Below are 22,568 nucleotides of genomic sequence, written 5' to 3'. Positions count from 1 at the left end.
GTGGACGTAGCCACCGAGCCGAAACCGTGCCACATGGGCACAATGCGGTCATGGCATCCAAGGCAGGCGCCGGCGGCGCACCCGCGGGCGCGCGGCTCGTCCTGTTGACGCTCGCGGCGGGCCAGTTCCTGATGGCCCTCGACAGCTCCGTCATGAACGTGGCGATCGCGACCGTCGCCGAGGACGTGGACACGACGGTGACCGGCATCCAGGGCGCCATCACCGCGTACACGCTGGTGATGGCGATGTTCATGATCCCCGGGGGCAAGGTCGGGGTGCTGATCGGTCGCCGGCGCGCGTTCATGATCGGCTGCGTGATCTACGGCTGCGGCTCGCTGACCACGGCCCTCGCGCCGAACCTCCCCGTTCTGCTGTTCGGCTGGTCGTTCCTCGAAGGCATCGGGGCGGCGCTCATCCTGCCGTCGATCGTGGCGCTGGTGGCCGGCAACTTCCCCACCGAGGGCCGGGCCGCGGCGTACGGCATCGTGGCGGCGGCGGGCGCCGTGGCCATCGGGCTCGGACCGCTCATCGGCGGTATCGCCACGACCTACTTCTCCTGGCGCTGGGTCTTCGCCGGCGAGGTCCTGGTCGTGCTCGTCATCCTGGTGTTCGCCCGCCGCATCGCCGACGCCGGCGACGAGGAACACCCGCGCATCGATCTCGTCGGCGCCGTCCTGTCCGCCGCCGGGCTCGGGGTCTTCGTCTACGGCGTCCTGCGCTCGGACGAATGGGGCTGGGTCCAGCCGAAGGCCGACGCGCCCGCATGGCTCGGGGTGTCGCTGACCGTGTGGCTGATGATGGCGGGCCTGCTCCTGGTGTATCTGTTCCTCCGCTGGGAGGCCCGGCTCGTCGAGCGCGGCCGGGAGCCGCTCGTCGACCCGGCCATGCTGCGGAACAAGCAGCTCACCGGCGGTCTGACGATGTTCTTCTTCCAGTACCTCGTGCAGATGGGCGTCTTCTTCGTCGTCCCGCTCTATCTGTCCGTGGCTCTCGGTCTGTCCGCGCTGCAGACGGGCGCGCGGATCCTGCCGCTCTCGCTGACGCTGCTCGCCGCCGCGGTCCTCATCCCGCGCTTCCTCCCCGACGTCTCGCCGCGGCGGGTGGTACGGATCGGGGTGGCGGCGCTCCTCGCCGGTGCGGTCGCCCTGATGGCCGCGCTGGACGCGGACGCCGGGGCGGAGATCGTCACCGTCCCGCTGCTGCTGATCGGGTTCGGGATGGGGGCGCTGGCCTCCCAGCTCGGGTCGGTCACGGTGTCCGCCGTCCCGGACCGGCAGAGCGCGGAGGTCGGAGGGATCCAGAACGCCGTCACCAACCTCGGCTCCTCGATGGGCACGGCGCTCGCGGGCTCCCTGATGATCGCCGCGCTCACCTCGTCGTTCCTGGGCGCCGTGGAGCGGAACGAGGCCATCCCGGCCGAGGTGAAGAGCCAGGCCGTCGTCGAGCTGCAGAGCGGCGTCCCGTTCCTCTCGGACGCCCAGCTGACGACCGCCCTCGACGAGGCGGGCACCAGCGAGGAGGTGGCCGACGCCGCCCTGGAGGCGAACGAGGCCGCCCGGCTGGACGGTCTGAAGGCTGCCCTCGCGATCCTGGCCGGCGCGTCCGTCGTGGCGCTCTTCTTCACCCACCGCATCCCACGCACCCAGCCCCGCTCACCCACCCCCTGAAGCGGCGAACCGGGCCACGGGCGCGCGTCTGCGACACTGGTACCACCATGCCCAAGCCCGGAGAACTCACTTTCGTCGCCCCCCGCGGAGCCAAGAAGCCGCCGCGGCACCTGGCCGACCTCACGCCCGCCGAGCGGAAGGAGGCCGTCGCCGCGATCGGCGAGAAGCCGTTCCGCGCCAAGCAGCTGTCCACCCACTACTTCGCGCGGTACGCGCACGATCCCGCCGAGTGGACGGACATTCCGGCCGCCTCGCGGGAGAAGCTGGCCGGGGAGCTGCTGCCCGATCTGATGTCCGTGGTGCGGCACATCTCGTGCGACGACGACACCACCCGCAAGACCCTGTGGCGGCTGCACGACGGCACGCTCGTCGAGTCGGTGCTCATGCGCTACCCGGACCGGGTCACCATGTGCATCTCCTCGCAGGCCGGCTGCGGGATGAACTGCCCGTTCTGCGCGACGGGGCAGGCCGGGCTCGACCGGAACCTGTCGACCGCCGAGATCGTGCACCAGATCGTGGACGGCATGCGGTCGCTGCGGGACGGGGAGGTGCCCGGGGGACCGGCGCGGCTCTCCAACATCGTGTTCATGGGCATGGGCGAGCCGCTCGCGAACTACAAGCGGGTCGTCGGTTCCATCCGGCGCCTCACCGACCCCGAGCCGGACGGTCTCGGGCTCTCGCAGCGCGGGATCACCGTCTCCACCGTGGGGCTCGTGCCCGCGATGCTGCGGTTCGCCGACGAGGGCTTCAAGTGCCGGCTCGCGGTCTCGCTGCACGCCCCGGACGACGAGCTCCGGGACACCCTGGTGCCGGTCAACACGCGCTGGAAGGTGCGTGAGGTCCTGGACGCGGCCTGGGAGTACGCGGAGAAGTCCGGCCGCCGGATCTCCATCGAGTACGCGCTCATCCGGGACATCAACGACCAGGCCTGGCGCGGTGACCTGCTGGGCCGGCTGCTCAAGGGGCGTCGGGTGCACGTCAACCTGATCCCGCTGAACCCGACGCCGGGTTCGAAGTGGACGGCGTCGCGTCCGGAGGACGAGAAGGCCTTCGTCGAGGCCATCGCCCGCCACGGCGTGCCGGTGACCGTTCGGGACACCCGGGGCCAGGAGATCGACGGTGCCTGTGGACAGCTGGCCGCCGCGGAGCGCTGACCTTGTAGTCTGAGCTCGAACACATCTCCATATTCCGACAGGGGAGCGCCACAGCGCTGAGAGTGCGGTCACCGTAGGACCGCAGACCCTCTGAACCTTGCCCAGGTCATTCTGGGTAGGAAGTTCGGTCGTTAACTCAAGCTGTTGCGCCCTGCCCGCGTCCGGTTCGCCGGTCGTGGGCAGGGCCGCGTCTCTTCCTGGTCATACCCAGGAGGAATCTCAGTGAGCACCAATCCGGTGAGCATCAAGAAGGCCGCCGCCGCCGCGCTCGTCGCGGCGCTGGGCGTCACCACCCTTGCCGCCTGCGGCACGGACGACGTCCGCGAGGCCGCCGGCAAGTCCGGCGCGCCCGCGCCGAAGACCGTGACCCTCGTGAGCCACGACTCGTTCAACGCCTCCAAGGCGGTGCTGGCCGAGTTCACGAAGCAGACCGGCTTCACCGTGAAGGTGCTGAAGAGCGGCGACGCGGGCGAGGCCGTCAACAAGGAGATCCTGACCAAGGGCTCCCCGCAGGGCGACGTCTTCTTCGGCGTCGACAACACCCTGCTGTCCCGCGCCCTCGACAACGGCATCTTCGTGCCGTACGCGGCGAAGGGCCTGGACCGCGTCCCGGCCGCGTACCGGCTCGACAAGGAGCAGCGGGTCACGCCGATCGACTCCGGCGACATCTGCGTCAACTACGACAAGAAGTACTTCGCCGACAAGAAGCTGGCACCGCCGGTGACCTTCGACGACCTGGCGAAGCCGGCGTACAAGAACCTGCTCGTCGTCGAGAACCCCGAGCGGTCCTCCCCGGGCCTCGGCTTCCTCCTCGGTACGGCCGCGAAGTACGGGGACGAGGGCTGGCAGGACTACTGGACGAAGCTCAAGGCCAACGGCGTGAAGACCGTCGACAGCTGGGAGCTCGCCTACAACCAGGAGTTCTCCGGTTCGGCCGGCGGCAAGCAGGCCAAGGGCGACCGGCCGCTCGTCGTGTCGTACGCCTCCAGCCCGCCGGTCGAGGTGCTCTACGGCGAGCCGCAGCCGAAGGTGGCCCCCACCGGGGTCTCCACCGGCACCTGCTTCCGGCAGACCGAGTTCGCGGGCCTGCTGAACGGCGCGAAGAACCCCGAGGGCGGCAAGGCGCTGATCGACTTCCTGATCTCCAAGAAGTTCCAGGAGGACATGCCGCTCCAGATGTTCGTCAACCCGGTGGCGAAGGACGCGGCCCTGCCCGAGCTCTTCACCAAGCACGGTGTGGTCGTCGACGAGCCGGAGACGATGGCGCCGGAGAAGATCGCCGAGAAGCGTGACCCGTGGATCCAGCAGTGGTCGTCGCTCGTTCTGAAGTAGTCCCCGACCGCCGGGGAAGCGCGGCGCGGCTCGGCCTGATGGTCGTGCCCGTCGCCTTCTTCGTGCTCTTCTTCGCCTGGCCCGTCGTCTCGATCGTCGAGCGCGGGCTGCGGGTCGACGGGGTGTGGCAGTTCGGCCGGTTCGGCGAGACGCTGAGCCGGCCGGAGATCCTCGACGTCCTGTGGTTCACGCTCTGGCAGGCGCTCGCCTCCACCGGTCTCACCCTGCTGATCGCGCTGCCGGGCGCGTACGTCTTCGCGCGCTTCGAGTTCCGCGGCAAGGGGCTGCTGCGCGCGGTCGTCACCGTGCCCTTCGTGATGCCGACCGTCATGGTCGGTACGGCCTTCCTGGCGCTCGTCGGTCGCGGCGGGCTGCTGGACGAGCTGTGGGGCGTACGACTCGACACCACGGTCTGGGCGATCCTGATCGCCCATGTGTTCTTCAACTACGCCGTCGTCGTACGGACCGTCGGGGGCCTGTGGGCGCAGCTCGACCCGCGCCAGGAGGAGGCGGCCCGGGTCCTCGGCGCGTCCCGCTGGAAGGCGTGGCGGACCGTGACCCTGCCGGCGCTGGCCCCGTCGGTCGCCGCGGCGGCGCTGATGGTCTTCCTGTTCACCGCGAGCTCCTTCGCCATCGTCCAGATCCTGGGCGGATCCACGTACTCCACCCTGGAGACGGAGATCTACCGGCAGACCGTCGTCCGCTTCGACCTGACGACGGCGGCCGTCCTCACGATGGTGCAGTTCGTCGCCGTCGGCGTCGTCCTCGCCGTGCACGCCCGGACGGTGCGCCGCCGGGAGACCGCGCTGAGGATGGTGGCACCCGAGGAGACGGCCCGCCGGCCCCGGGGCATCGGCCAGTGGGCGCTGTTCGCGGCCGTCCTGCTCTCCGTCGCGCTGCTGATCGTGCTGCCGCTCGGTGTGCTCGTCGAGCGGTCCTTCGCCACCTCCCACGGGTACGGGTTCGACTACTACCGGGCCCTGCAGACCCCCGACCCCTCCGGCACCTTCCTCGTGCCCCTGCTCGACACGATCGGGAACTCGCTGCGGTACGCCGTCGTCGCCACCCTGATCGCCCTCGTCATCGGCGGGCTCGCCGCGGCCGCGCTGACCCGGCGGGCCGGGCGGCTGGTAAAGGGCTTCGACGCGCTGCTCATGCTGCCGCTCGGGGTGTCGGCCGTGACCGTCGGCTTCGGGTTCCTCATCACGCTCGACGAGCCGCCGTTCGACCTGCGGGCCAGCTGGATCCTCGTACCGCTGGCACAGGCGCTGGTCGGTGTGCCCTTCGTCGTACGGACGATGCTGCCGGTGCTGCGGGCGGTGGACGAGCGGCTGCGGGAGGCGGCGGCCGTGCTCGGCGCCTCGCCGTGGCGGGCCTGGCGGGAGGTGGACCTGCCGCTGGTGCGGCGGGCGCTGCTGATCGCCGCCGGGTTCGCGTTCGCCGTCTCGCTCGGCGAGTTCGGCGCGACCGTCTTCATCGCCCGCCCCGACAGCCCGACCCTTCCGGTGGCGGTGGCCCGGCTCCTCGGCCGGCCCGGCGAACTCAACTACGGCCAGGCGATGGCCCTCTCGACGATCCTCATGGTGGTGTGCGCGGTGTCCCTGCTGCTGCTCGAACGGCTCCGGACCGAACGCACCTCGGGGGAGTTCTGATGCTGGTACTCGACGGGGCGACCGTACGGTTCGGGGAGCGGGCCGCGCTCGACGCCGTGGACCTGGAGGTCGCCGACCACGAGATCGTGTCCGTGCTCGGGCCGAGCGGCAGCGGCAAGTCCACGCTGCTGCGGGCCGTCGCGGGGCTGCAGGCCCTCGACGGCGGGCGGGTGCTCCTCGGCGGCGCCGACCAGCGCGGGGTGCCGGTGCACCGGCGGGGCGTCGGCCTGATGTTCCAGGACCACCAGCTGTTCCCGCAGCGGGACGTCGGCGGCAACGTCGCCTTCGGGCTGCGGATGCGCGGGGCCGGGAAGGCCGAGCAGGCCGAGCGGGTGGCGGAGCTGCTCGACCTCGTCGGACTGCCGGGCGCCGGGCGGCGGTCCGTCGCCGCGCTCTCCGGCGGTGAGCAGCAGCGGGTGGCGCTGGCCCGCGCCCTGGCGCCCCGGCCCCGGCTGCTGATGCTCGACGAGCCGCTCGGCCAGCTCGACCGGGGGCTGCGGGAGCGGCTCGTCGTGGAGCTGCGGCAGCTCTTCGGGCGGCTCGGCACGACGGTGCTCGCGGTGACCCACGACCAGGGCGAGGCGTTCGCGCTGGCCGACCGGGTGGTGGTCATGCGGGACGGGCGGATCGCCCAGTCGGGTGCACCCGTCGAGGTGTGGTCGCGGCCGGCCTCGGAGTTCGTGGCCCGCTTCCTGGGGTTCGACAACGTGGTGGCGGCGCGGGTGACCGGGCCGGTCGCGGAGACCGCCTGGGGGAAGGTCCCGGTGCCGGACGGCTCGCCGCAGGGCGAGCGGCGGCTCCTGGTCCGGCCCGGCGGGGTACGGCTCGTGCCCGTCGAGGAGGGGCCCGCCTGGACGGTCGAGTCCCGGACCTTCCGGGGCAGCCATGTGGCCGTACGGCTCCGCCCGGTGGACGGACCGCCGCTGGACGCGGAGCTTCCGCTGCGGGAGGTGCCGGGGGAGGGCGCCGCGGTGGGGGTGGAGTTCCGGGCGGAGGACGTGGTGGTGCTGGGGGACGACATTCCGTAGCGGGTGCGATGAGTTTCCCGGTCCGGTGGAGTCTCCTTGGTGTTCGTCATGTCTGTGTCGACCACGCGGGAGGAACCCCATGGGCCAGCTGCTCAGAGTCCAGAACTTCATGGTCTCGTCCGACGGATTCGGTACGGGGGAGGGCCAGAGCCTGGAGCATCCCTTCGGGCACGCGGATCCCGGGGCCATGTTCTCCTGGGCGGGAGCCACGGCGAGCTGGCCCAACCGCACCGATCCCGGGGGCAGCCGCGGCCTCGACGACTACTTCACCCGGGACTTCTCCCACCACATCGGTGCCGAGATCATGGGCCGCAACAAGTTCGGGCCCCAGCGCGGTCCCTGGCAGGACCACGAGTGGCAGGGCTGGTGGGGTGACGAGCCGCCGTTCCACACGCCGGTGTTCGTCATGACGCACCACCCGCGTCCCTCGTTCACGCTCTCCGACACCACGTTCCACTTCGTCGACGGTGACCCGGTGAGTGTGCTGGCGCGGGCGAAGGAGGCGGCGGACGGCAAGGACGTCCGGCTCGGCGGCGGGGCCACCGTCATCCGCGAGTTCCTCGACGCCGGCCTCGTCGACACCCTGCACGTCGCGGTCGCGCCGGTGAAGCTCGGTTCCGGGGTACGGCTCTGGGAGTCGCCCGACGAGCTCCTCGACCGGTTCCACCGCGATGTCGTGCCCAGCCCGAGCGGTGCGGTGACGCACCACCTCTTCTGGCGGAAGTGACCCGGGGCATCTCTAGCAGCGGTCGCAGGTCCTGAGTGCGGAACGCTGGTGGAGGAGCGTGGCGCGGCCCAGGGCGAGGCCGTAGCAGGAGAAGCCCCCGTAGGCGACGGCGACCACCCACGGGGCGTGGTCGGCGACGCCCGAGCCGGTCGCCCCCGTCCAGGCCAGTACACCGACCGCGGCCAGGAAAGCCCCGAAAGGGGCGAGCGCGCCCGCCCCGGCCCAGCCGAGCGCGAGCAGCGGCAGCCGGGGCAGCCGGCGCCCCCAGGGGTGGGTCAGCGCGAGCGCGAGGATCATGCCGAGGACGGCGAGGACCGCGGTGACGTCGACCCCGTGGTCGTACAGCCACAGGCCCAGGTCGCTGGTGTACTCCGGGTCGGCGCCGGGGCGGCCGGTGCCGGTGAACCCCGGGGTGACGCCGAGCGCCCAGGCCGTCTTCAGGGTGGCGTACGGGACGAGGGCGGCGACGGCGACCAGGCCGGCGCGGGTGCTGCCGCCGTGTGTCGCCGGGGCGGGGGCGCGTCCGCCGCAGTGGAGGCAGGTGCCGCGCGCCCCGCGGCGGTGGGCGAGGGCCGCGTACCCCCACAGGACCGCGCCGAGCACGGCGAGGCTCTGGTTCGTCAGGGCCGCCCAGTCGACCGGCGGCTGGTTGCGGGACAGGAAGAACAGCAGGTGGACGGGGCTGAGGAGGGCGGCGAAGCCCGAGGTCAGGCAGAGCGCGACGACCGCCCACGCCGCGGTGGACGGCCACCTCGCGTCCGGACGGCGGAGCAGCGCGTACGCGAGGAGGGCGGAGGCCCCGTACAGCACCGCCGCGGCGGCCTCGGCGGCCGTGCCCGTTCCCCCGGCGAGGAGCGCGTAGCCGAACGCGGGCCCGGTGAGGGCGGCGAGCGCCGCGCCCGTGGCGTACAGCAGCGACCAGAGGAGGGCGGCGCGACCAGCCCAGGAGGGCCAGTCGGCCAGGAGTCTCTTCGGCGTCATGCTCCGAGCCTCGCGGCGCCGGGACCCGGGGGCGTCGGCCCGAAGGCTGGTCCCGCTCCGCCGTGCGGCGGAGCCCGGCTACGCCTTCGTGAGGCGTTCGAGGGCGTCCGGGGCCTCGTCGATCGAGTCCACGAGAGCGATGCGCGCCGCCATCGGGCGGCCCGCAGCCAGGGCCTCCAGGAGGGGCCAGGCCGGGAGGCGTTCCGTCCAGTGGGCGCGGTCGACCAGGACCATCGGGGTCGGCGGGCCCTGGGACGGGTAGTAGTTCGGGGTCGCGTTGTCGAAGATCTCCTGGACCGTGCCCGCCGCGCCCGGCAGGAAGACGACGCCCGCCGTGGAGCGGGAGAGGAGGCCGTCCTCCCTCGTGGCGTTGGCGAAGTACTTGCCGATGTGGCCCGCGAAGGCGTTCGGCGGCTCGTGGCCGTAGAACCAGGTGGGGATGCCGACCGAGTCGCCGCCGTACGGCAGGCGGGCCCGTACCCGGAAGGCCGCGCGGGCCCACTCCGTCACCGAGGGCGCGAAGGACGGGACCACGGCGAGCTCGGCGAGCGCCTCGGTCAGGGCGTCGTCGGCGAGCGGTGCCACGTACGCGCCGAGGTTCGCGGCCTCCATCGCGCCGGGACCGCCGCCGGTCGCCACGGTGAGACCGGCGCGCGCCAGCGCTCTGCCGAGCCTGGCGGCGCCCGCGTAGGCCTCCGTGCCCCGGCCCATCGCGTGCCCGCCCATCACGCCGACGACCCGGGCCCCGTCGAGGAGTTCGTCGAGGGCGTCGGAGACGGCGTCGTCGTGGATCGAGCGGATCATCGAGGCGAGGATGTCGCCGTCGGCCCGGGTCCGGCCGAACCAGGCGTACGCGAGGGCGTCCGGCGTCCCCCCGTAACCCGTGTCCGCGAGACCGTCGAACAGCTCATCGGGGGAGTAGAGCGCCGCCCGGTACGGGTCGAAGGGCAGGTCGGGCACGGGCGGGAAGACGAGCGCGCCGTCGGCGCGGACCTTGGCGGACGCTTCCGGCTCCATCGGGCAGCCGAGGAAGACGGCGTGGGCGGTCACGGCGGTCAGCAGGGCGAAGGTCCGGTCGGTGAGGTCGACCGACTGCACGCGGTACCCGGCGAGCGAGCCGGGCCGGGCGACCGCCTCGTCGAACGCTTCGAGCGTGTGGATCTCCCGCCCGTGCCCGCGCGGTCCGGGCGGCCGGTGTGCCGGGGGGAGCATCGCCATGGGCCCACGATAGGGGCGGCACCGGGGTGCCGCCCCTGGAGGTGTCGTGCCGGTCGGGCGGGGATCGCGTCCCGGCCGAGGGCGCACCTCTTCGGTGTCTCAGCCGGTCAGCGGCAGCGCCGCCAGTTCCGCCACGGCCCACGTCAGGGGGAGGAAGACCGCGAGCAGCACGCCGGCGCGCATCAGGGCCGCCGAGCGGAGGACCGTGGGCGGGGCGCCGATGCGCAGGAGGGCCTCGGTGGTGTGGGCGCGGCACTGCTTGGACTCCAGGGCCGCGGTGAGGAGGGTCGCCGTCGTGCAGGCCAGGATGAGGGCCGCGCCCAGGCCGGTGAGCGGGCCGAAGGCACCGGGGCCGGTACCCGCGTCGTGCAGGGCCGCCGCCGCGAGCGTTCCGGAGATCACCGCGCTGACCACGCCCAGGGGGCGGCCGATCCGGCGGGACTCGTCCATCAGGACGCGGCCCGCGAGCAGCCGTGTGGCGCCCGGCCGGACGGACTGGAGGAGGCGGCCGCAGCCGTGGACCAGACCGGGGCCCGCCATCGCGAGGCCGACGGCGCTGAGGACCCAGCCGGCCAGGACGCCCGCGGGGTTGCCGTCGAAGCGGCCCGGCAGGGGGAGTCCGGCGGCGGCGCCGCTGCGGCCCGCGTACGTCTCGACGGCCAGGCCGACCGCGACCAGGGCGATCCCCCACGGCAGTCCGGACGGCACCGGCTTCTCCTCGCCCTCCGGTGCGGCGGGCGCGGTGCGCGGCCGCAGGGCGAGGCCGGCGGCCGTGGCCGCGACGACCGGGAGGACGGCGAGCAGGGTGAGGGCGGCGGCGAGCGGGATCGGCTGGTCGGCGGCGAGGAGGTCGGCGGCGGCCCCGTCGAAGGGCAGGCCCGTGATGTCGCCGCGCAGGTGGAGGTAGAAGAGCAGCGCGAGCATGGAGCCGAGCGTGCAGGCGACGGCCGTCGACGCGGCGGCGATCGCGGTGAGGCGGGCGGGGCCGAGGCCGATCGCGGAGAGCCCGGGGCGCGGGCGGGTGCTGGGGTCGGTCCGGGCCACCGCGACCGCGAACTGGACGGTCGCGGCGAGCGGCAGGACGCACCAGAGCAGCCGCAGCACGGACGCCGAGGACCGCTCCGGGTGCCCGACCGCGTATCCGAGGGTGCAGAGCAGGAGGAAGCCGACCCCCGCCGCCGCGGCGGCGACGAGGAGCCGGCGCGTCTGGACGAGGGGGTGGGCCCCGCGGGCTAGACGGAGAGCGAGCACGCCGCGACGCCCTCCGCCCCTGACGCCGGGGGTACGGTGCCGGCCCGGCGTCCGTCGAGGAGTGCGACCGCGCGGTCGGCGAGCGCCGCGACCTCGGCGTCGTGGGTGGCGAGCAGCACGGTGATGCCGTGCGAGCGGGCGGCGGCGGTCAGGGTGCGCAGGACCTGGGCGCCGTCGGCCCGGTGCAGGATCGCGGTGGGTTCGTCGGCGAACAGCACCGACGGGGTGGTGACCAGCGCGCGGGCGATGGCGATGCGCTGGCGCTGCGCGTGGGTGAGGGCGTGCGGGCGCTTGCGGGCGCAGGCGCCGATGTCGAGGCGCTCCAGCCACTCCAGGGCGGCGGTCCTCGCGGCCCGGTGGGAGGTGCCGCGGAGCAGCAGGGGCAGGGCCACGTTCTCCCAGCCGGTGAGCTCGGGGACGAGGACGGGCTCGGGGTCGATCCAGCCGAAGCGGTCGCGTCGGAGCCGTTCGCGGTCGGCGGGGCTCAGGGTGTGCACGGGGCTGCTGTTGAACCAGACCTCGCCCTGCTGGGCGAGGAGCTGGCCGGACAGGCACCGCATGAGGGTGGTCTTGCCGCTGCCGCGGGGGCCGACGAGGGCGAGGATCTCGCCCTCGCGGACGCCGAGTGAGACGCCGCTGAGGGCGTCCGAACCGCCCAGGGCGCAGTGCAGGGAACGCGCCCAGAGCACGTCGTTGTCCGGTGGGGCCATCGCGTACACCTCGATGTCGGATCCGATCTGTGTCCCCCGTCCGGAGGAACGAAGGGACGGGCCTGTCGGTCACTGGGCACCGTAAGTATTCGGATCCGTTTGTACGGACAGCACGCGGCCCGGGCCGCCGCCATCCACTCGGATGGCGGCATGCCCGGGCCGGGGTCACGCCGTGAGGGCGGCGTGATGTCGTGTGCCTCGCGCGGCGGGGACCTTAGAGCTTGGTCCAGGCCTCGGTGAGCACCGAGCGCAGGATGCCTTCGATCTCGTCGAAGGTGCCCTGGTCGGCGATCAGCGGCGGGGCGAGCTGGATGACCGGGTCGCCACGGTCGTCGGCACGGCAGTACAGACCGTTCTCGAAGAGCGCCTTGGAGAGGAAGCCGTACAGGACGCGCTCGGTCTCCTCGTCCGTGAAGGACTCCTTGGTGACCTTGTCCTTGACGAGCTCGATGCCGTAGAAGAAGCCGTTGCCGCGGACGTCGCCGACGATCGGGAGGTCGTGCAGCTTCTTCAGGGTGTCGAAGAAGTTGCCCTCCTGGTCGAGGACGTGCTGGTTCAGGCCTTCCTTGTCGAAGATGTCGAGGTTGGCGATGGCGACCGCCGACGACACCGGGTGGCCACCGAAGGTGTAGCCGTGGAGGAAGGTGTTGTCGCCCTTGTAGAAGGGCTCCGCGATGCGGTCCGAGACGATGCAGGCGCCGATCGGGGAGTAGCCCGAGGTCATGCCCTTGGCGCAGGTGATCATGTCCGGCACGTAGCCGAACTTGTCACAGGCGAACATCGTGCCGAGGCGGCCGAAGGCGCAGATCGTCTCGTCGGAGACGAGCAGCACGTCGTACTGGTCGCAGATCTCGCGGACGCGCTGGAAGTAGCCGGGCGGCGGCGGGAAGCAGCCGCCGGCGTTCTGCACCGGCTCCAGGAAGACCGCCGCGACGGTGTCGGCGCCCTCGAAGAGGATCTCCTGCTCGATCTGGTCTGCGGCCCAGCGGCCGAAGGCCTCGGGGTCGTCGCCGTGGATCGGGGCGCGGTAGATGTTGGTGTTCGGCACCTTGTGCGCGCCGGGGACCAGCGGCTCGAAGGGGGCCTTCAGGGCCGGCAGACCGGTGATGGACAGGGCGCCCTGCGGGGTGCCGTGGTAGGCGACCGCACGCGAGATGACCTTGTACTTGGTGTGCTTGCCCTGCAGCTTGAAGTACTGCTTGGCGAGCTTCCACGCGGTCTCGACGGCCTCGCCGCCACCGGTGGTGAAGAAGACCTTGTTCAGGTCGCCCGGCGCGTAGTCCGCGAGACGCTCGGCGAGCTCGACGGCCTTGGGGTGCGCGTACGACCACACGGGGAAGAACGCGAGCTCCTTGGCCTGCTTGTACGCGACCTCGGCCAGCTCCTCGCGGCCGTGTCCGGCGTTGACCACGAAGAGACCCGCGAGACCGTCGAGGTAGCGCTTGCCCTTGTCGTCGAAGATGTAGGTGCCCTCACCACGCACGATGGTGGGAACGGGCGAGTTCTCGTACGACGACATGCGGGTGAAGTGCATCCACAGGTGGTCGTACGCGGTCTTGGAGAGGTCCTGGGTCACGATTATCGAGTTCCCCACATATAGGTCTGCTTCTTGAGCTTGAGGTAGACGAAGCTCTCGGTGGAGCGCACGCCGGGGAGGGTGCGGATGCGCTTGTTGATCACATCCAGCAGGTGGTCGTCGTCCTCGCAGACGACCTCCACCATCAGGTCGAAGGAGCCCGCGGTCATCACCACGTACTCGCATTCGGCCATGGCCGTCAGGGCTTCCGCAACCGGATCAAGGTCACCCTCGACGTTGATGCCGACCATCGCCTGCCGCCGGAAGCCCACGGTGAGCGGGTCGGTGACGGCGACGATCTGCATGACGCCCTGATCGAGCAGCTTCTGGACGCGCTGCCGCACGGCGGCCTCGGAGAGGCCCACGGCCTTGCCGATCGCCGCGTAGGGACGGCGACCGTCCTCCTGGAGCTGTTCGATGATCGCCAGGGAGACGGCGTCGATCGTCGGGGACGAACCGGTTCCGGTTCTGGGTTCTGTGCTTCGACTGGCCACGGCTTCACTGTGCACCGAGAATGTCGGTCTTGCAACCCCAGAGCGATGTAATTCGTTGTCGAGGGGCGTGAAACTCACGGAATCCGAAGTTGGAGAGGGTTGGGCCTGTTGAAAGCGTCAGCCGAGCGACTAGGCTGAGGTGTCTCGCCCATCGGGACACCGCACAAGGACGTGCGACGACAGAACGTGACAGGAGGGGTGGCAAGTGACCACCGAGCTGCGCCGGCTGCGTAACTACATCAACGGGGAGTTCCGCGACGCGGCCGACGGCCGCACCATCGAGGTGGTCAACCCGGCCACCGGCGAGGTGTACGCCACCTCCCCGCTCTCGGGCCAGGCTGACGTCGACGCCGCGATGGAGGCCGCCGCGGCCGCCTTCCCCGCCTGGCGTGACAGCACGCCGTCCGAGCGCCAGAAGGCGCTCCTCAAGATCGCCGACGCCTTCGAGGAGCGCGCCGAGGACCTGATCGCCGCCGAGGTCCAGAACACCGGAAAGCCCATCGCCCTCACGGCGAGCGAAGAGATCCCGCCCATGGTGGACCAGATCCGCTTCTTCGCCGGTGCCGCCCGGATGCTCGAAGGCCGCTCGGCCGGCGAGTACATGGAGGGCATGACCTCCATCGTCCGCCGCGAGCCCGTGGGCGTCTGCGCCCAGGTCGCGCCGTGGAACTACCCGATGATGATGGCCGTGTGGAAGTTCGCCCCGGCGCTCGCCGCGGGCAACACCGTCGTCCTCAAGCCCTCGGACACGACCCCCGCGTCGACCGTCCTGATGGCGGAGATCATCGGCCAGATCCTCCCCAAGGGCGTCTTCAACGTCGTCTGCGGCGACCGTGAGACGGGCAAGGCGATGGTCGAGCACCCGACCCCCGCCATGGCCTCCATCACCGGCTCCGTGCGCGCCGGCATGCAGGTCGCCGAGTCGGCGGCCAAGGACGTCAAGCGCGTCCACCTGGAGCTGGGCGGCAAGGCCCCGGTCGTGGTCTTCGAGGACACCGACATCGAGAAGGCCGTCGGGGACATCTCCGTCGCCGGCTTCTTCAACGCCGGCCAGGACTGTACGGCCGCCACCCGCGTCCTCGTGCACGAGTCCATCCACGACGAGTTCGTCGCCGCGCTCGCCAAGGCCGCCTCCGAGACCAAGACCGGTCAGCCGGACGACGAGGACGTGCTCTACGGCCCGCTCAACAACGCCAACCAGCTGAAGCAGGTCACCGGCTTCGTCGACCGCCTCCCGGCGCACGCCAAGGTCCAGGCCGGCGGCCACCGGGTCGGCGACAAGGGCTACTTCTACGCCCCGACCGTCGTCTCCGGCCTCAAGCAGGACGACGAGATCGTGCAGAACGAGGTCTTCGGCCCCGTCATCACCGTCCAGTCCTTCACGGACGAGGCCCAGGCCCTGGAGTTCGCGAACGGCGTCGAGTACGCCCTCGCCTCCTCCGTCTGGACCAAGGACCACGCGCGCGCGATGCGCATGTCCAAGTCGCTCGACTTCGGCTGTGTGTGGATCAACACCCACATCCCGCTGGTCGCCGAGATGCCCCACGGCGGCTTCAAGAAGTCCGGCTACGGCAAGGACCTCTCCGGCTACGGCTTCGAGGACTACACGCGCATCAAGCACGTCATGACCTCCCTGGGCTGAACCCCCGCCTGAACGCCACGCGGCCCCGGCACCCCGGTCGACAGGGTGTCGGGGCCGCGCCGCGTCGCTCGACGGAGCGTCCATTGCCCCGGCCGGTGGCCTGCCGCGATGCTGCACGGGTGAGAGCGACAGTCAGGAACAACATCTCCCGCCGGTCCCTGCTGCGCGGCATCGGCGGTGCCGGGGCCGCGAGCCTGCTCGCCGCCGGATGCGGGGTCCCCGCCGCCTACGTCGACGAGGGCGACCGGGCCGGCCGCGACCTCTCCGCCCGGGACCGGACGCTCGACTTCGCCAACTGGCCGCTCTACATCGACACCGATGACGAGGACGCCAGGAAGCGCCCGACCCTCGACGCGTTCAGGAAGCGCACCGGGATCTCCGTCCGGTACACCGAGGAGATCAACGACAACGACGAGTTCTTCGGCAAGATCAGCCCGTCCCTGATGAACCACCAGGAGACCGGCCGCGATCTGATCGTCGTCAGCGACTGGATGGCCGCCCGCTTCGTCCGCCTCGGCTGGGCCCAGGAGATGAACCGCGCCACCCAGCCGAACGTCACCGAGCACCTCGACCCGCAGCTCCGCTCGCCCGCCTTCGACCCGGGCCGGCTGCACAGCGTCCCCTGGCAGTCCGGGATCACCGGCATCGCGTACAACCGCAGGAAGCTCGGCCGGGAGCTCCGCTCCACCAAGGAGCTGTGGGCCGACGACCTGCGCGGCAAGGTCACCCTGCTGTCCGGCCTCGACGAGTCCTTCGCGCTGCTCATGATGGGCAGGGGTGTCGACGTCACCCGGTGGACCGGCGACGACTTCCACGCCCTGTGCGAGCAGATCGAGGGTCTCGTGAAGAAGCGGCACATCCGCCGCTTCACCGGCAACGACTACATCAAGGACCTGTCGACCGGCGACGTGCTGGCCTGTCAGGCGTACTCGGGCGACGTCATCCAGCTCCAGGCCGACAACCCGGACATCGAGTTCGTCGTCCCCGAGGAGGGCGCCGAACTGTGGGCCGAGTCCCTCATGATCCCCAACCTCGCGCACCACAAGACCAACGCCGAGAAGCTCGTCGACTACTACTACGAGCCCGAGGTCGCCGCCGAACTCGCCGCCTGGGTCAACTACGTCTGCCCGGTGCCGGCCGCGCAGAAGGTCCTCGCGGACTCCGGCGACGAGGAGCTCGTGGCGCTCGCGGAGGACCCGCTGATCTTCCCGGACGCGGACATGCGGGGACGCCTCGCGATCGCCCGGGACATCACCGCCCAGGAGCGGCAGGACTTCACGAAGAGGTGGAACGCGATCGTCGGCCTGTGAGTTGAGCCGGACGTGACCCCATCCCACCCGAACCCGCTCGCCACCTACGGACTGTTCCTCGCCTGGGCCGTCCACGACGCCGAGGAGCTGGTCCTCGGACCCCGCTGGCTGCGGGAGAACCTGCCGATGCTGCGCGAGCGGTTCCCCGGCGTGCCGGAGGCGGTCTGGAAGGCCGCCGAGTCCGTCGACGAGCGCGAATTCGCCCTCGCCGTCGGGGTGATGGCGACCGTCGTCGGCGCCGCCGCCGTGGCCGGGGCCCGCACCGGGGGCCGGTCCGCCTTCTATCAGGGGGCGTTGAACGGCTTCGGCCTGCACGGCCTCGTCCACCTCGCGCAGGCCGCCGCCGTGCGAAGGGTGACACCCGGCTCGGTGACCTCGCCGCTCGTGGTCATCCCCTTCACCCTCTGGGCGCGCGGCCGGCTGCGCCGGGCGGGCGTGCTCCGCCCGGCCGGACTCCGCGGCACGGTCACCGGCCTGGGGGTGGCGGCGGCCGCCACCGTCGTCGCGCACGCGGTGGCGCGCCGACTGACCCCCCATTTCTGAACGCGTTCAAGAGGGGCGTACGCTGCCTTCATGAGCGACTCGAACGGGCCGAGAGCCCTTCTCACGCACATCCGCGTCTGGCTGATCGTCTTCGTCGTCTGCCTGGTCCTGAGCGGGATCACCGCGTTCCCGCTCGTCACCGAACTCCGGCTGCTGGACTCCTCGCTCGACGGGTGGGCGGCTCCCGTGGCCGACCTCCTCCCCGGGCTCGCCGAATGGATCGACCGGGTGCGCGGCGGCGTCGAGACCGCCGACGAGCAGGCCCCGTACCTGCTCTACGGCACCGACTGGCTCGCCTTCGCCCACCTCGTCATCGCGGTCGCCTTCTACGGCGCCTACCGCGACCCCGTCCGCAACATCTGGGTCGTCGAGTTCGGCATGATCGCCTGCGTCGGCATCATTCCGCTCGCCCTGATCTGCGGACCCCTCCGGGACATCCCCTTCTGGTGGTCGGTCATCGACATGTCCTTCGGCGTCATAGGGATCCTGCCGCTGCTCCACGTACGCCGGCTGATCAAGCGGCTCGAAGCCGACACGGCACCGGAGCCGGCGCCCGTGCCGGCCGGAGCCCGCTAGGGTCTGTCCGGCGGATCAGGGTCGGACAGGCCCTAGTCCGGCAGGCCGTACGCCGCGACCATGACGTTCAGGGCGGTCGGGTTCATGTCCTGGCCCTTCGCGTCGGTGGAGTTGACGCTGTAGACGAGGGTGCGCTCGCCGTGGCGGGTGGAGGCGATGGCCGCGTTGTACCCCCAGCGGCCGCCGGTCTTGCCCCACACCTCGCGGCCGCCGAGCCTCTTCATCGACAGACCCGCGGCGTACGCGGCCGGGTCACCGGACTTCAGGTCCGTGACCTTCGGCAGCGTGAACATCTCCTCCAGGAGCGGCCCGCGCACCACCCGGCCCGCGAACAGCGCCCGGGTGAACCGCTCCAGGTCGGCCGTGGTCGAGACCAGGTCACCGGCCGCCCAGCCGTCCGTCACCCCCCACACCGAGACGTCCCGCAGCCCGGTCGTCCCGTCGTCGAGCCGCATGCTCTGGTAGCCGTGGTTGTACGGGCCGACGAGCTCGGCCGCCTCGCCCGGGAGGTACGTGTCCCGCAGGCCCAGCGGGCGCAGGATCCGCCGCTCCACCTGGTGCTCGTACGAGTCGCCCGTCACCCGCTCCACGATCAGACCGGCGATCGTGTACCCGATGTTGAGGTAGTGCTGCCTCGTGCCGGGCCGGAACTCGCGCGGCTTCGCCGTCGCCGAGCGGACCATGGCCTCCGGGCTGTGGACGTCGAAGCGGTGGGCGTACCACTCCTCCACCGTGTCGCCGACGGCCAGTTCGGGGGCCGGGATGCCGTGGGTGTGGTTCAGGAGCTGGCGCACGGTCACCGTGGCGTACCGGCCGGGGATCAGCTCCGGCAGGTACGAGCGGGCCGTGCGGTCCAGGTCGATCCGGCGCTCGGACGCCAGCTGGAGGACGGTCGCCGCAGTGAAGACCTTCGTCACCGATCCGGCGCGGAAGCGGGCGGCCGGGTCCGCCGGGGCGCCGGTCGTCAGGTCGTGGACACCTGAACTGCCCTGCCAGGAACCCTCGGTGCCGCCGACCCGGACGAGCGCGGCCGTGGCATCGGCCCGGGGGAGCCCGGCGATCACCGCGCTCAGGTCCGGGCTCGCCGGCCGTGCCGTCGACGCGGCCGCCGGGGGCGTCGCGAAGGACGGGGGTGCCGCGAAGGCCGGGGTCAGGGCCGGGCTCGCCGCGACCCCCAGGACCAGGGCCGCGGCGAGCAGCGTGCGGGTGGACTTCCTCATGGTCAACTCCGGTGGTGTGAGCCGTTGTTCTCGATGGCTCCATCCTGCTGACCTGCGGCGATCGACGGATCGCCCGCACCGGCGGTCTTTCGCCGGTCAGTTCCTCGCCGACACGGGGGAGGGGCCCGGCCCCTCGCCTCCCCCGGGCGGGGGAGAGCCCGCCGCGACCAGACCCGTCTCGTACGCGCAGATCACCGCCTGGATCCGGTCCCGCAGGCCGAGTTTGGCGAGCACGTTCCCCACGTGGGTCTTCACCGTGTGGTCGCTGACCACCAGCTCCGCCGCGATCTCCGCGTTGGAGAGACCACGCGCGAGGAACAGCAGGGTCTCCCGCTCCCGGCCCGTCAGCACGTCGAGCCGGGGGTCGGGGGCGGTCCTGCGCGGGCCGCCCGCGGTGTACTGCTCCACCAGACGGCGGGCCACGGACGGTGCGAGCAGCGAGTCGCCCGCCGCCACCACCCGTACCGCGTGCACCAGATCGTCTCGGCGCACGTCCTTGAGGAGGAAGCCGCTCGCGCCCGCGTGCAGCGCCTCGTACACATACGCGTCGGTGTCGAAGGTCGTCAGGATCACCGTCCGGCAGCCGGTGCCCGCGCTGATCGCCCGGCAGGCCTCGATGCCGTCGGTGCCGGGCATCCGGATGTCGAGCAGCGCCACGTCCGGGGCGTGCCGGCGCACCGCCTCGACCGCCTCGGCGCCGTCCCCGGCCTCCGCCACGACCTCGATGTCCGGCTGTGCGTCGAGGATCATCGCGAAGCCGCTGCGGACCAGTTCCTGGTCGTCCGCGACCACCACCCGGATCGTCGTCATCTGCCCACCTCCGCCGTGGAGGGTACGGGGAGCAGGACCCGCACCTCGAACCCCCGGCCGCCCGGCCCGGGGCCGGTCGTCACCGTCCCGCCGTGCGCGGCGGCCCGCTCCCGGATGCCGGTGAGGCCGTGGCCGCCGGAGCCGCGTCCGGCCGGCCCCGGCGCGGAGCCGCGACCGTCGTCCGTCACCGTGACCCCCAGGACGCCGTCGGCGTGGGCGAGCCGGACGTCGGCCCGGTGGGCGCCCGCGTGCTTGACGACGTTCGTCAGGGCCTCCTGCACGATCCGGTAGGCGCTCGCGCCGGTCGCCGCCGGCAGCGCCCGTACCCCGCCCTCCGTCGTGTACTCCACAAGCAGACCGCCGGCCCTCACCCGCTCGACCAGCGCGGGGATCCCGGAGACGTCCGGCTGCGGCTCGCGGGGCGGCGCCCCCTCGGGCCCCTCCCGCAGCAGCCCCAGCATCTGCCGCAACTGGGTCATCGCCTCGCGGCCCGTCTCCGAGATCGCCTCGAACGCGGCCTCCGCGCGCTCCGGTGCCGCCCGCACCGCCACCGGGCCCGCCTCCGCCTGCACGATCATCAGGCTCACCGCGTGCGACAGGATGTCGTGCATCTCCCGTGCGATCCGGGCCCGTTCCCGTGCGGCGGCCCGCTCCGCCTCGATCAGGTGCGCGCGCTGCCGGGCGTCCTGGAGCCGGCCGAAGACATAGGCGGCGCCGAACACGAAGAGCGAGAAGGTCAGTTCACGGGCCGACCCGGTGTTGAGCCAGACCGAGACGGGCACCGCGACGACCATGAGCCCGGCCGTCGCGAGCCGCTTCCCCGGCGAGGAGAGGTGCGCGATCGTGTAGACGATGACGAGCCCGGTGTACGGCAGCGGCTGGCCCGGACCCTCCAGGGCCAGGACGTACAGCGTGCTCGTCGCCAGGATCGCCAGGAGTACGGCGACCGGCGCGCGCCGCCGCCAGACGAGCGGGACCACCGTGAGCGTCGTCAGCCCGTACGCGGCCCAGGTCGCCGGCTCGATCTCGGGCGGGCGCGGCACCACGAACGGCATCGTCATCGCCGCCTGGACGAGCAGCGCGATCCCGAGGTCCACCGCCCACGGGTTGGCACCGCTCCAGCTCCCACCGGCCGCGCACCTCCCCCCGTATGCCCATTACGGCTTGCGGCCCACCGCGCCGAACTGTGCGACCACCGGCGCGTCCTGGCTCGTCGCGCGCCAGCGCGAGCAGGAGAGGATGCCCGGCTCCAGGAGGTCGAGGCCCTCGAAGAAGGAGGCGAACTCGGCGCGGCTGCGGGCGGTGATCGGCGGGGTCGCGTTCTCGTTCCAGAAGGCCATGGCGGCCTTGTTGCCCTCGCCGCCGAGCTCCGGCTCCAGGGTGGGGTGGGTCAGCACCAGGTGGCTCCCGGAGGGGACGGCGTCCATCAGCGTGCGGACGATCGTCCGGGCCTCGGTGGTGTCCAGGACGAAGTTGAGGATGCCGAGCATCATCACGGCGACCGGCCGGGAGAGGTCGAGCGTCGCACCGGCCGCCGCCAGGATCTTCTCCGGGTCGTGGGCGTCGGCGTCCACGTACTCGGTGACGCCCTCCGGCGCGCTGGTGAGGAGCGCGCGGGCGTGGGTGAGGACGATCGGGTCGTTGTCGACGTAGACGATCCGGGCGTCGGGCGCGACCCGCTGCGCGACCTCGTGGGTGTTGTCGGCGGTCGGCAGGCCCGTACCGATGTCGAGGAACTGGCGCGTCCCGGCGTCCGCGGCGAGGAAGGTGACGGCGCGGCCGAGGAACGCCCGGTCCGCGCGGGCCACTTCGCCGATGCTCGGGTAGAAGCCGGTGACCTGGTCGCCGACGGCGCGGTCGACCGGGTAGTTGTCCTTGCCGCCCAGCCAGTAGTTCCACACCCGGGCGTTGTGCGCGATGTCGGTCCGGATCCGGTCGTTCATCCCTGAGCCTTTCGCAGGACGGCGGCGAGTGCGTCGACCCGGTTCGTGGTGATCGAGTCGACCCCGTTCTTGATCAGCTTACGCATGGTGCGGGAGGTGTCCGCCGTCCATGCCGAGACGAGGAGACCGTCCCGGTGCACCCGGTCGGTCAGGGCCCGACTCACCAGGCCGAAGCGGTAGTTGAGCCAGCGGGGCCGGACCACGTCGAGCAGGATCGGGCGGGGCGGCGCGAGCGAGGTCCAGGTGAGGGCGATCTCGGCGGCGGGGTCGGCGGCGCGCACCTGGAGCATGGCGACGGCCCCCGCGCAGTAGTAGACGCGCTCCCCGGCGCCGCACTCGCGGACCGTACGGACGATCGCGCGGACCGAGTCCTCGTTCCCGCCCGGCAGGTCCAGCATCAGCCGCTTCTCCCCGGCGGTGAGCAGCGCCTCGCGCAGGGTCGGGACCCCGCCGTACGTCAGCTCCCGGACCTGCTCGTACGAGAGCGCGGAGAGCGGGCGGTCGTGGCCCCACAGACGCTTCAGGGTGTCGTCGTGGAGAAGGACGGGCACGCCGTCCTTCGTCAGCCGGACGTCGACCTCGACCGCGTCCGCCCCCCGCTCGACCGCCGAGGCGATCGAGTCGAGGGTGTTCTCGCGGACGCGGTACGGGTCGCCGCGATGGCCCACGACGGTGACGGAGGCCGTGGCCTCGGCGGCTTTCGCGACGGCGGTCGGGTCCATGGCGGTGTCGGA

The 22,568-nt window shown here is 72.1% G+C and carries 21 protein-coding genes and 1 riboswitch; of the genes, 10 read left to right on the top strand and 11 right to left on the bottom strand.

What is annotated here, in order from left to right; genetic code table 11:
• Positions 1-50: 50 nt before the first annotated feature.
• The 6 genes from E0F75_RS14920 (at position 51) to E0F75_RS14895 (ending at position 7,560) form a co-directional block, all read left to right on the top strand.
• Positions 51-1,667: an MFS transporter gene (locus tag E0F75_RS14920; protein WP_187623022.1), complete on the top strand. Its 1,617-nt coding sequence runs from the start codon at positions 51-53 to the stop codon at positions 1,665-1,667.
• Positions 1,668-1,714: 47 nt separating this feature from the next.
• Positions 1,715-2,821 carry a 23S rRNA (adenine(2503)-C(2))-methyltransferase RlmN gene (gene rlmN, locus E0F75_RS14915; protein ID WP_030322331.1) on the top strand — a complete coding sequence of 369 codons (1,107 nt, stop codon included), beginning with the start codon at positions 1,715-1,717 and terminating at the stop codon, positions 2,819-2,821.
• A 29-nt stretch (positions 2,822-2,850) separates the two neighbouring features.
• Positions 2,851-2,961: riboswitch (TPP riboswitch) on the top strand.
• 97 nt (positions 2,962-3,058) lie between these two features.
• The gene (locus tag E0F75_RS14910) at positions 3,059-4,153 is read left to right on the top strand and encodes a thiamine ABC transporter substrate binding subunit (protein ID WP_187623226.1); all 1,095 of its coding nucleotides are present in this window, start codon (positions 3,059-3,061) and stop codon (positions 4,151-4,153) included.
• Positions 4,154-4,191: 38 nt separating this feature from the next.
• Complete coding sequence (locus E0F75_RS14905) at positions 4,192-5,805, top strand: iron ABC transporter permease (RefSeq protein ID WP_187623227.1); 1,614 nt, start codon at positions 4,192-4,194, stop codon at positions 5,803-5,805.
• Positions 5,805-6,833, top strand: coding sequence for an ABC transporter ATP-binding protein (locus E0F75_RS14900; protein WP_187623021.1), 1,029 nt, complete (start codon positions 5,805-5,807; stop codon positions 6,831-6,833). The genes E0F75_RS14905 and E0F75_RS14900 overlap by 1 nt, the downstream gene beginning before the upstream one ends.
• A gap of 79 nt (positions 6,834-6,912) precedes the next feature.
• Complete coding sequence (locus tag E0F75_RS14895; RefSeq protein WP_187623020.1) at positions 6,913-7,560, top strand: dihydrofolate reductase family protein; 648 nt, start codon at positions 6,913-6,915, stop codon at positions 7,558-7,560.
• 12 nt (positions 7,561-7,572) lie between these two features.
• Here E0F75_RS14895 and E0F75_RS14890 read toward each other — a convergent pair whose 3' ends face one another.
• The 6 genes from E0F75_RS14890 to E0F75_RS14865 all read right to left on the bottom strand — a co-directional run bounded on the left by E0F75_RS14890 (position 7,573) and on the right by E0F75_RS14865 (position 13,790).
• Positions 7,573-8,541 carry a hypothetical protein gene (locus E0F75_RS14890; protein ID WP_187623019.1) on the bottom strand — a complete coding sequence of 323 codons (969 nt, stop codon included), beginning with the start codon at positions 8,539-8,541 and terminating at the stop codon, positions 7,573-7,575.
• A 78-nt stretch (positions 8,542-8,619) separates the two neighbouring features.
• On the bottom strand, positions 8,620-9,759 hold the full coding sequence (locus E0F75_RS14885; RefSeq protein ID WP_187623018.1) for an LOG family protein: 1,140 nt from the start codon (positions 9,757-9,759) through the stop codon (positions 8,620-8,622).
• Between the two features lie 99 nt (positions 9,760-9,858).
• The gene (locus E0F75_RS14880) at positions 9,859-11,010 is read right to left on the bottom strand and encodes a hypothetical protein (RefSeq protein WP_187623017.1); all 1,152 of its coding nucleotides are present in this window, start codon (positions 11,008-11,010) and stop codon (positions 9,859-9,861) included.
• On the bottom strand, positions 10,992-11,720 hold the full coding sequence (locus tag E0F75_RS14875; RefSeq protein ID WP_187623016.1) for an ABC transporter ATP-binding protein: 729 nt from the start codon (positions 11,718-11,720) through the stop codon (positions 10,992-10,994). The genes E0F75_RS14880 and E0F75_RS14875 overlap by 19 nt, the downstream gene beginning before the upstream one ends.
• Positions 11,721-11,934: 214 nt before the next feature.
• On the bottom strand, positions 11,935-13,314 hold the full coding sequence (locus E0F75_RS14870; protein WP_187623015.1) for an aspartate aminotransferase family protein: 1,380 nt from the start codon (positions 13,312-13,314) through the stop codon (positions 11,935-11,937).
• A complete protein-coding gene (locus E0F75_RS14865) occupies positions 13,299-13,790 on the bottom strand; it encodes an Lrp/AsnC family transcriptional regulator (protein WP_030322349.1) in 492 nt (163 codons plus the stop codon). Before E0F75_RS14865 ends, E0F75_RS14870 begins: the two co-directional genes overlap by 16 nt.
• Before the next feature lie 205 nt (positions 13,791-13,995).
• Here E0F75_RS14865 and E0F75_RS14860 point away from each other — a divergent pair, with 205 nt between their 5' ends.
• The 4 genes from E0F75_RS14860 (at position 13,996) to E0F75_RS14845 (ending at position 17,861) form a co-directional block, all read left to right on the top strand.
• Complete coding sequence (locus tag E0F75_RS14860; protein ID WP_187623014.1) at positions 13,996-15,432, top strand: gamma-aminobutyraldehyde dehydrogenase; 1,437 nt, start codon at positions 13,996-13,998, stop codon at positions 15,430-15,432.
• A 143-nt stretch (positions 15,433-15,575) separates the two neighbouring features.
• Positions 15,576-16,742, top strand: coding sequence for a spermidine/putrescine ABC transporter substrate-binding protein (locus E0F75_RS14855; protein ID WP_187623225.1), 1,167 nt, complete (start codon positions 15,576-15,578; stop codon positions 16,740-16,742).
• Positions 16,743-16,754: 12 nt separating this feature from the next.
• Positions 16,755-17,285 (top strand): HXXEE domain-containing protein, encoded by a 531-nt coding sequence (locus E0F75_RS14850; protein ID WP_187623013.1) that lies wholly within the window; start codon positions 16,755-16,757, stop codon positions 17,283-17,285.
• Positions 17,286-17,315: 30 nt separating this feature from the next.
• On the top strand, positions 17,316-17,861 hold the full coding sequence (locus tag E0F75_RS14845) for a hypothetical protein (protein WP_187623012.1): 546 nt from the start codon (positions 17,316-17,318) through the stop codon (positions 17,859-17,861).
• Positions 17,862-17,893: 32 nt separating this feature from the next.
• Here the strand turns inward: E0F75_RS14845 and E0F75_RS14840 are convergent, their stop codons facing one another.
• The 5 genes from E0F75_RS14840 to E0F75_RS14820 form a co-directional block, all read right to left on the bottom strand.
• Positions 17,894-19,081, bottom strand: a complete 1,188-nt coding sequence (locus E0F75_RS14840; protein ID WP_187623011.1) for a serine hydrolase — start codon at positions 19,079-19,081, stop codon at positions 17,894-17,896.
• A 96-nt stretch (positions 19,082-19,177) separates the two neighbouring features.
• Positions 19,178-19,891, bottom strand: coding sequence for a response regulator transcription factor (locus E0F75_RS14835; RefSeq protein WP_187623010.1), 714 nt, complete (start codon positions 19,889-19,891; stop codon positions 19,178-19,180).
• Positions 19,888-20,988 (bottom strand): histidine kinase, encoded by a 1,101-nt coding sequence (locus tag E0F75_RS14830; protein ID WP_308189581.1) that lies wholly within the window; start codon positions 20,986-20,988, stop codon positions 19,888-19,890. Before E0F75_RS14830 ends, E0F75_RS14835 begins: the two co-directional genes overlap by 4 nt.
• Positions 20,989-21,048: 60 nt before the next feature.
• Positions 21,049-21,834 carry an SAM-dependent methyltransferase gene (locus E0F75_RS14825; RefSeq protein ID WP_187623009.1) on the bottom strand — a complete coding sequence of 262 codons (786 nt, stop codon included), beginning with the start codon at positions 21,832-21,834 and terminating at the stop codon, positions 21,049-21,051.
• Positions 21,831-22,556 (bottom strand): glycerophosphodiester phosphodiesterase, encoded by a 726-nt coding sequence (locus E0F75_RS14820; protein ID WP_187623223.1) that lies wholly within the window; start codon positions 22,554-22,556, stop codon positions 21,831-21,833. The genes E0F75_RS14825 and E0F75_RS14820 overlap by 4 nt, the downstream gene beginning before the upstream one ends.
• Between the last annotated feature and the right edge of the window lie 12 nt (positions 22,557-22,568).

The organism is Streptomyces sp. CB02980 (assembly GCF_014451325.2).
GTDB lineage: Bacteria > Actinomycetota > Actinomycetes > Streptomycetales > Streptomycetaceae > Streptomyces.
Note: the sequence above shows the minus strand (reverse complement) of the source record. Positions and strands in the feature narration are given on the sequence as shown.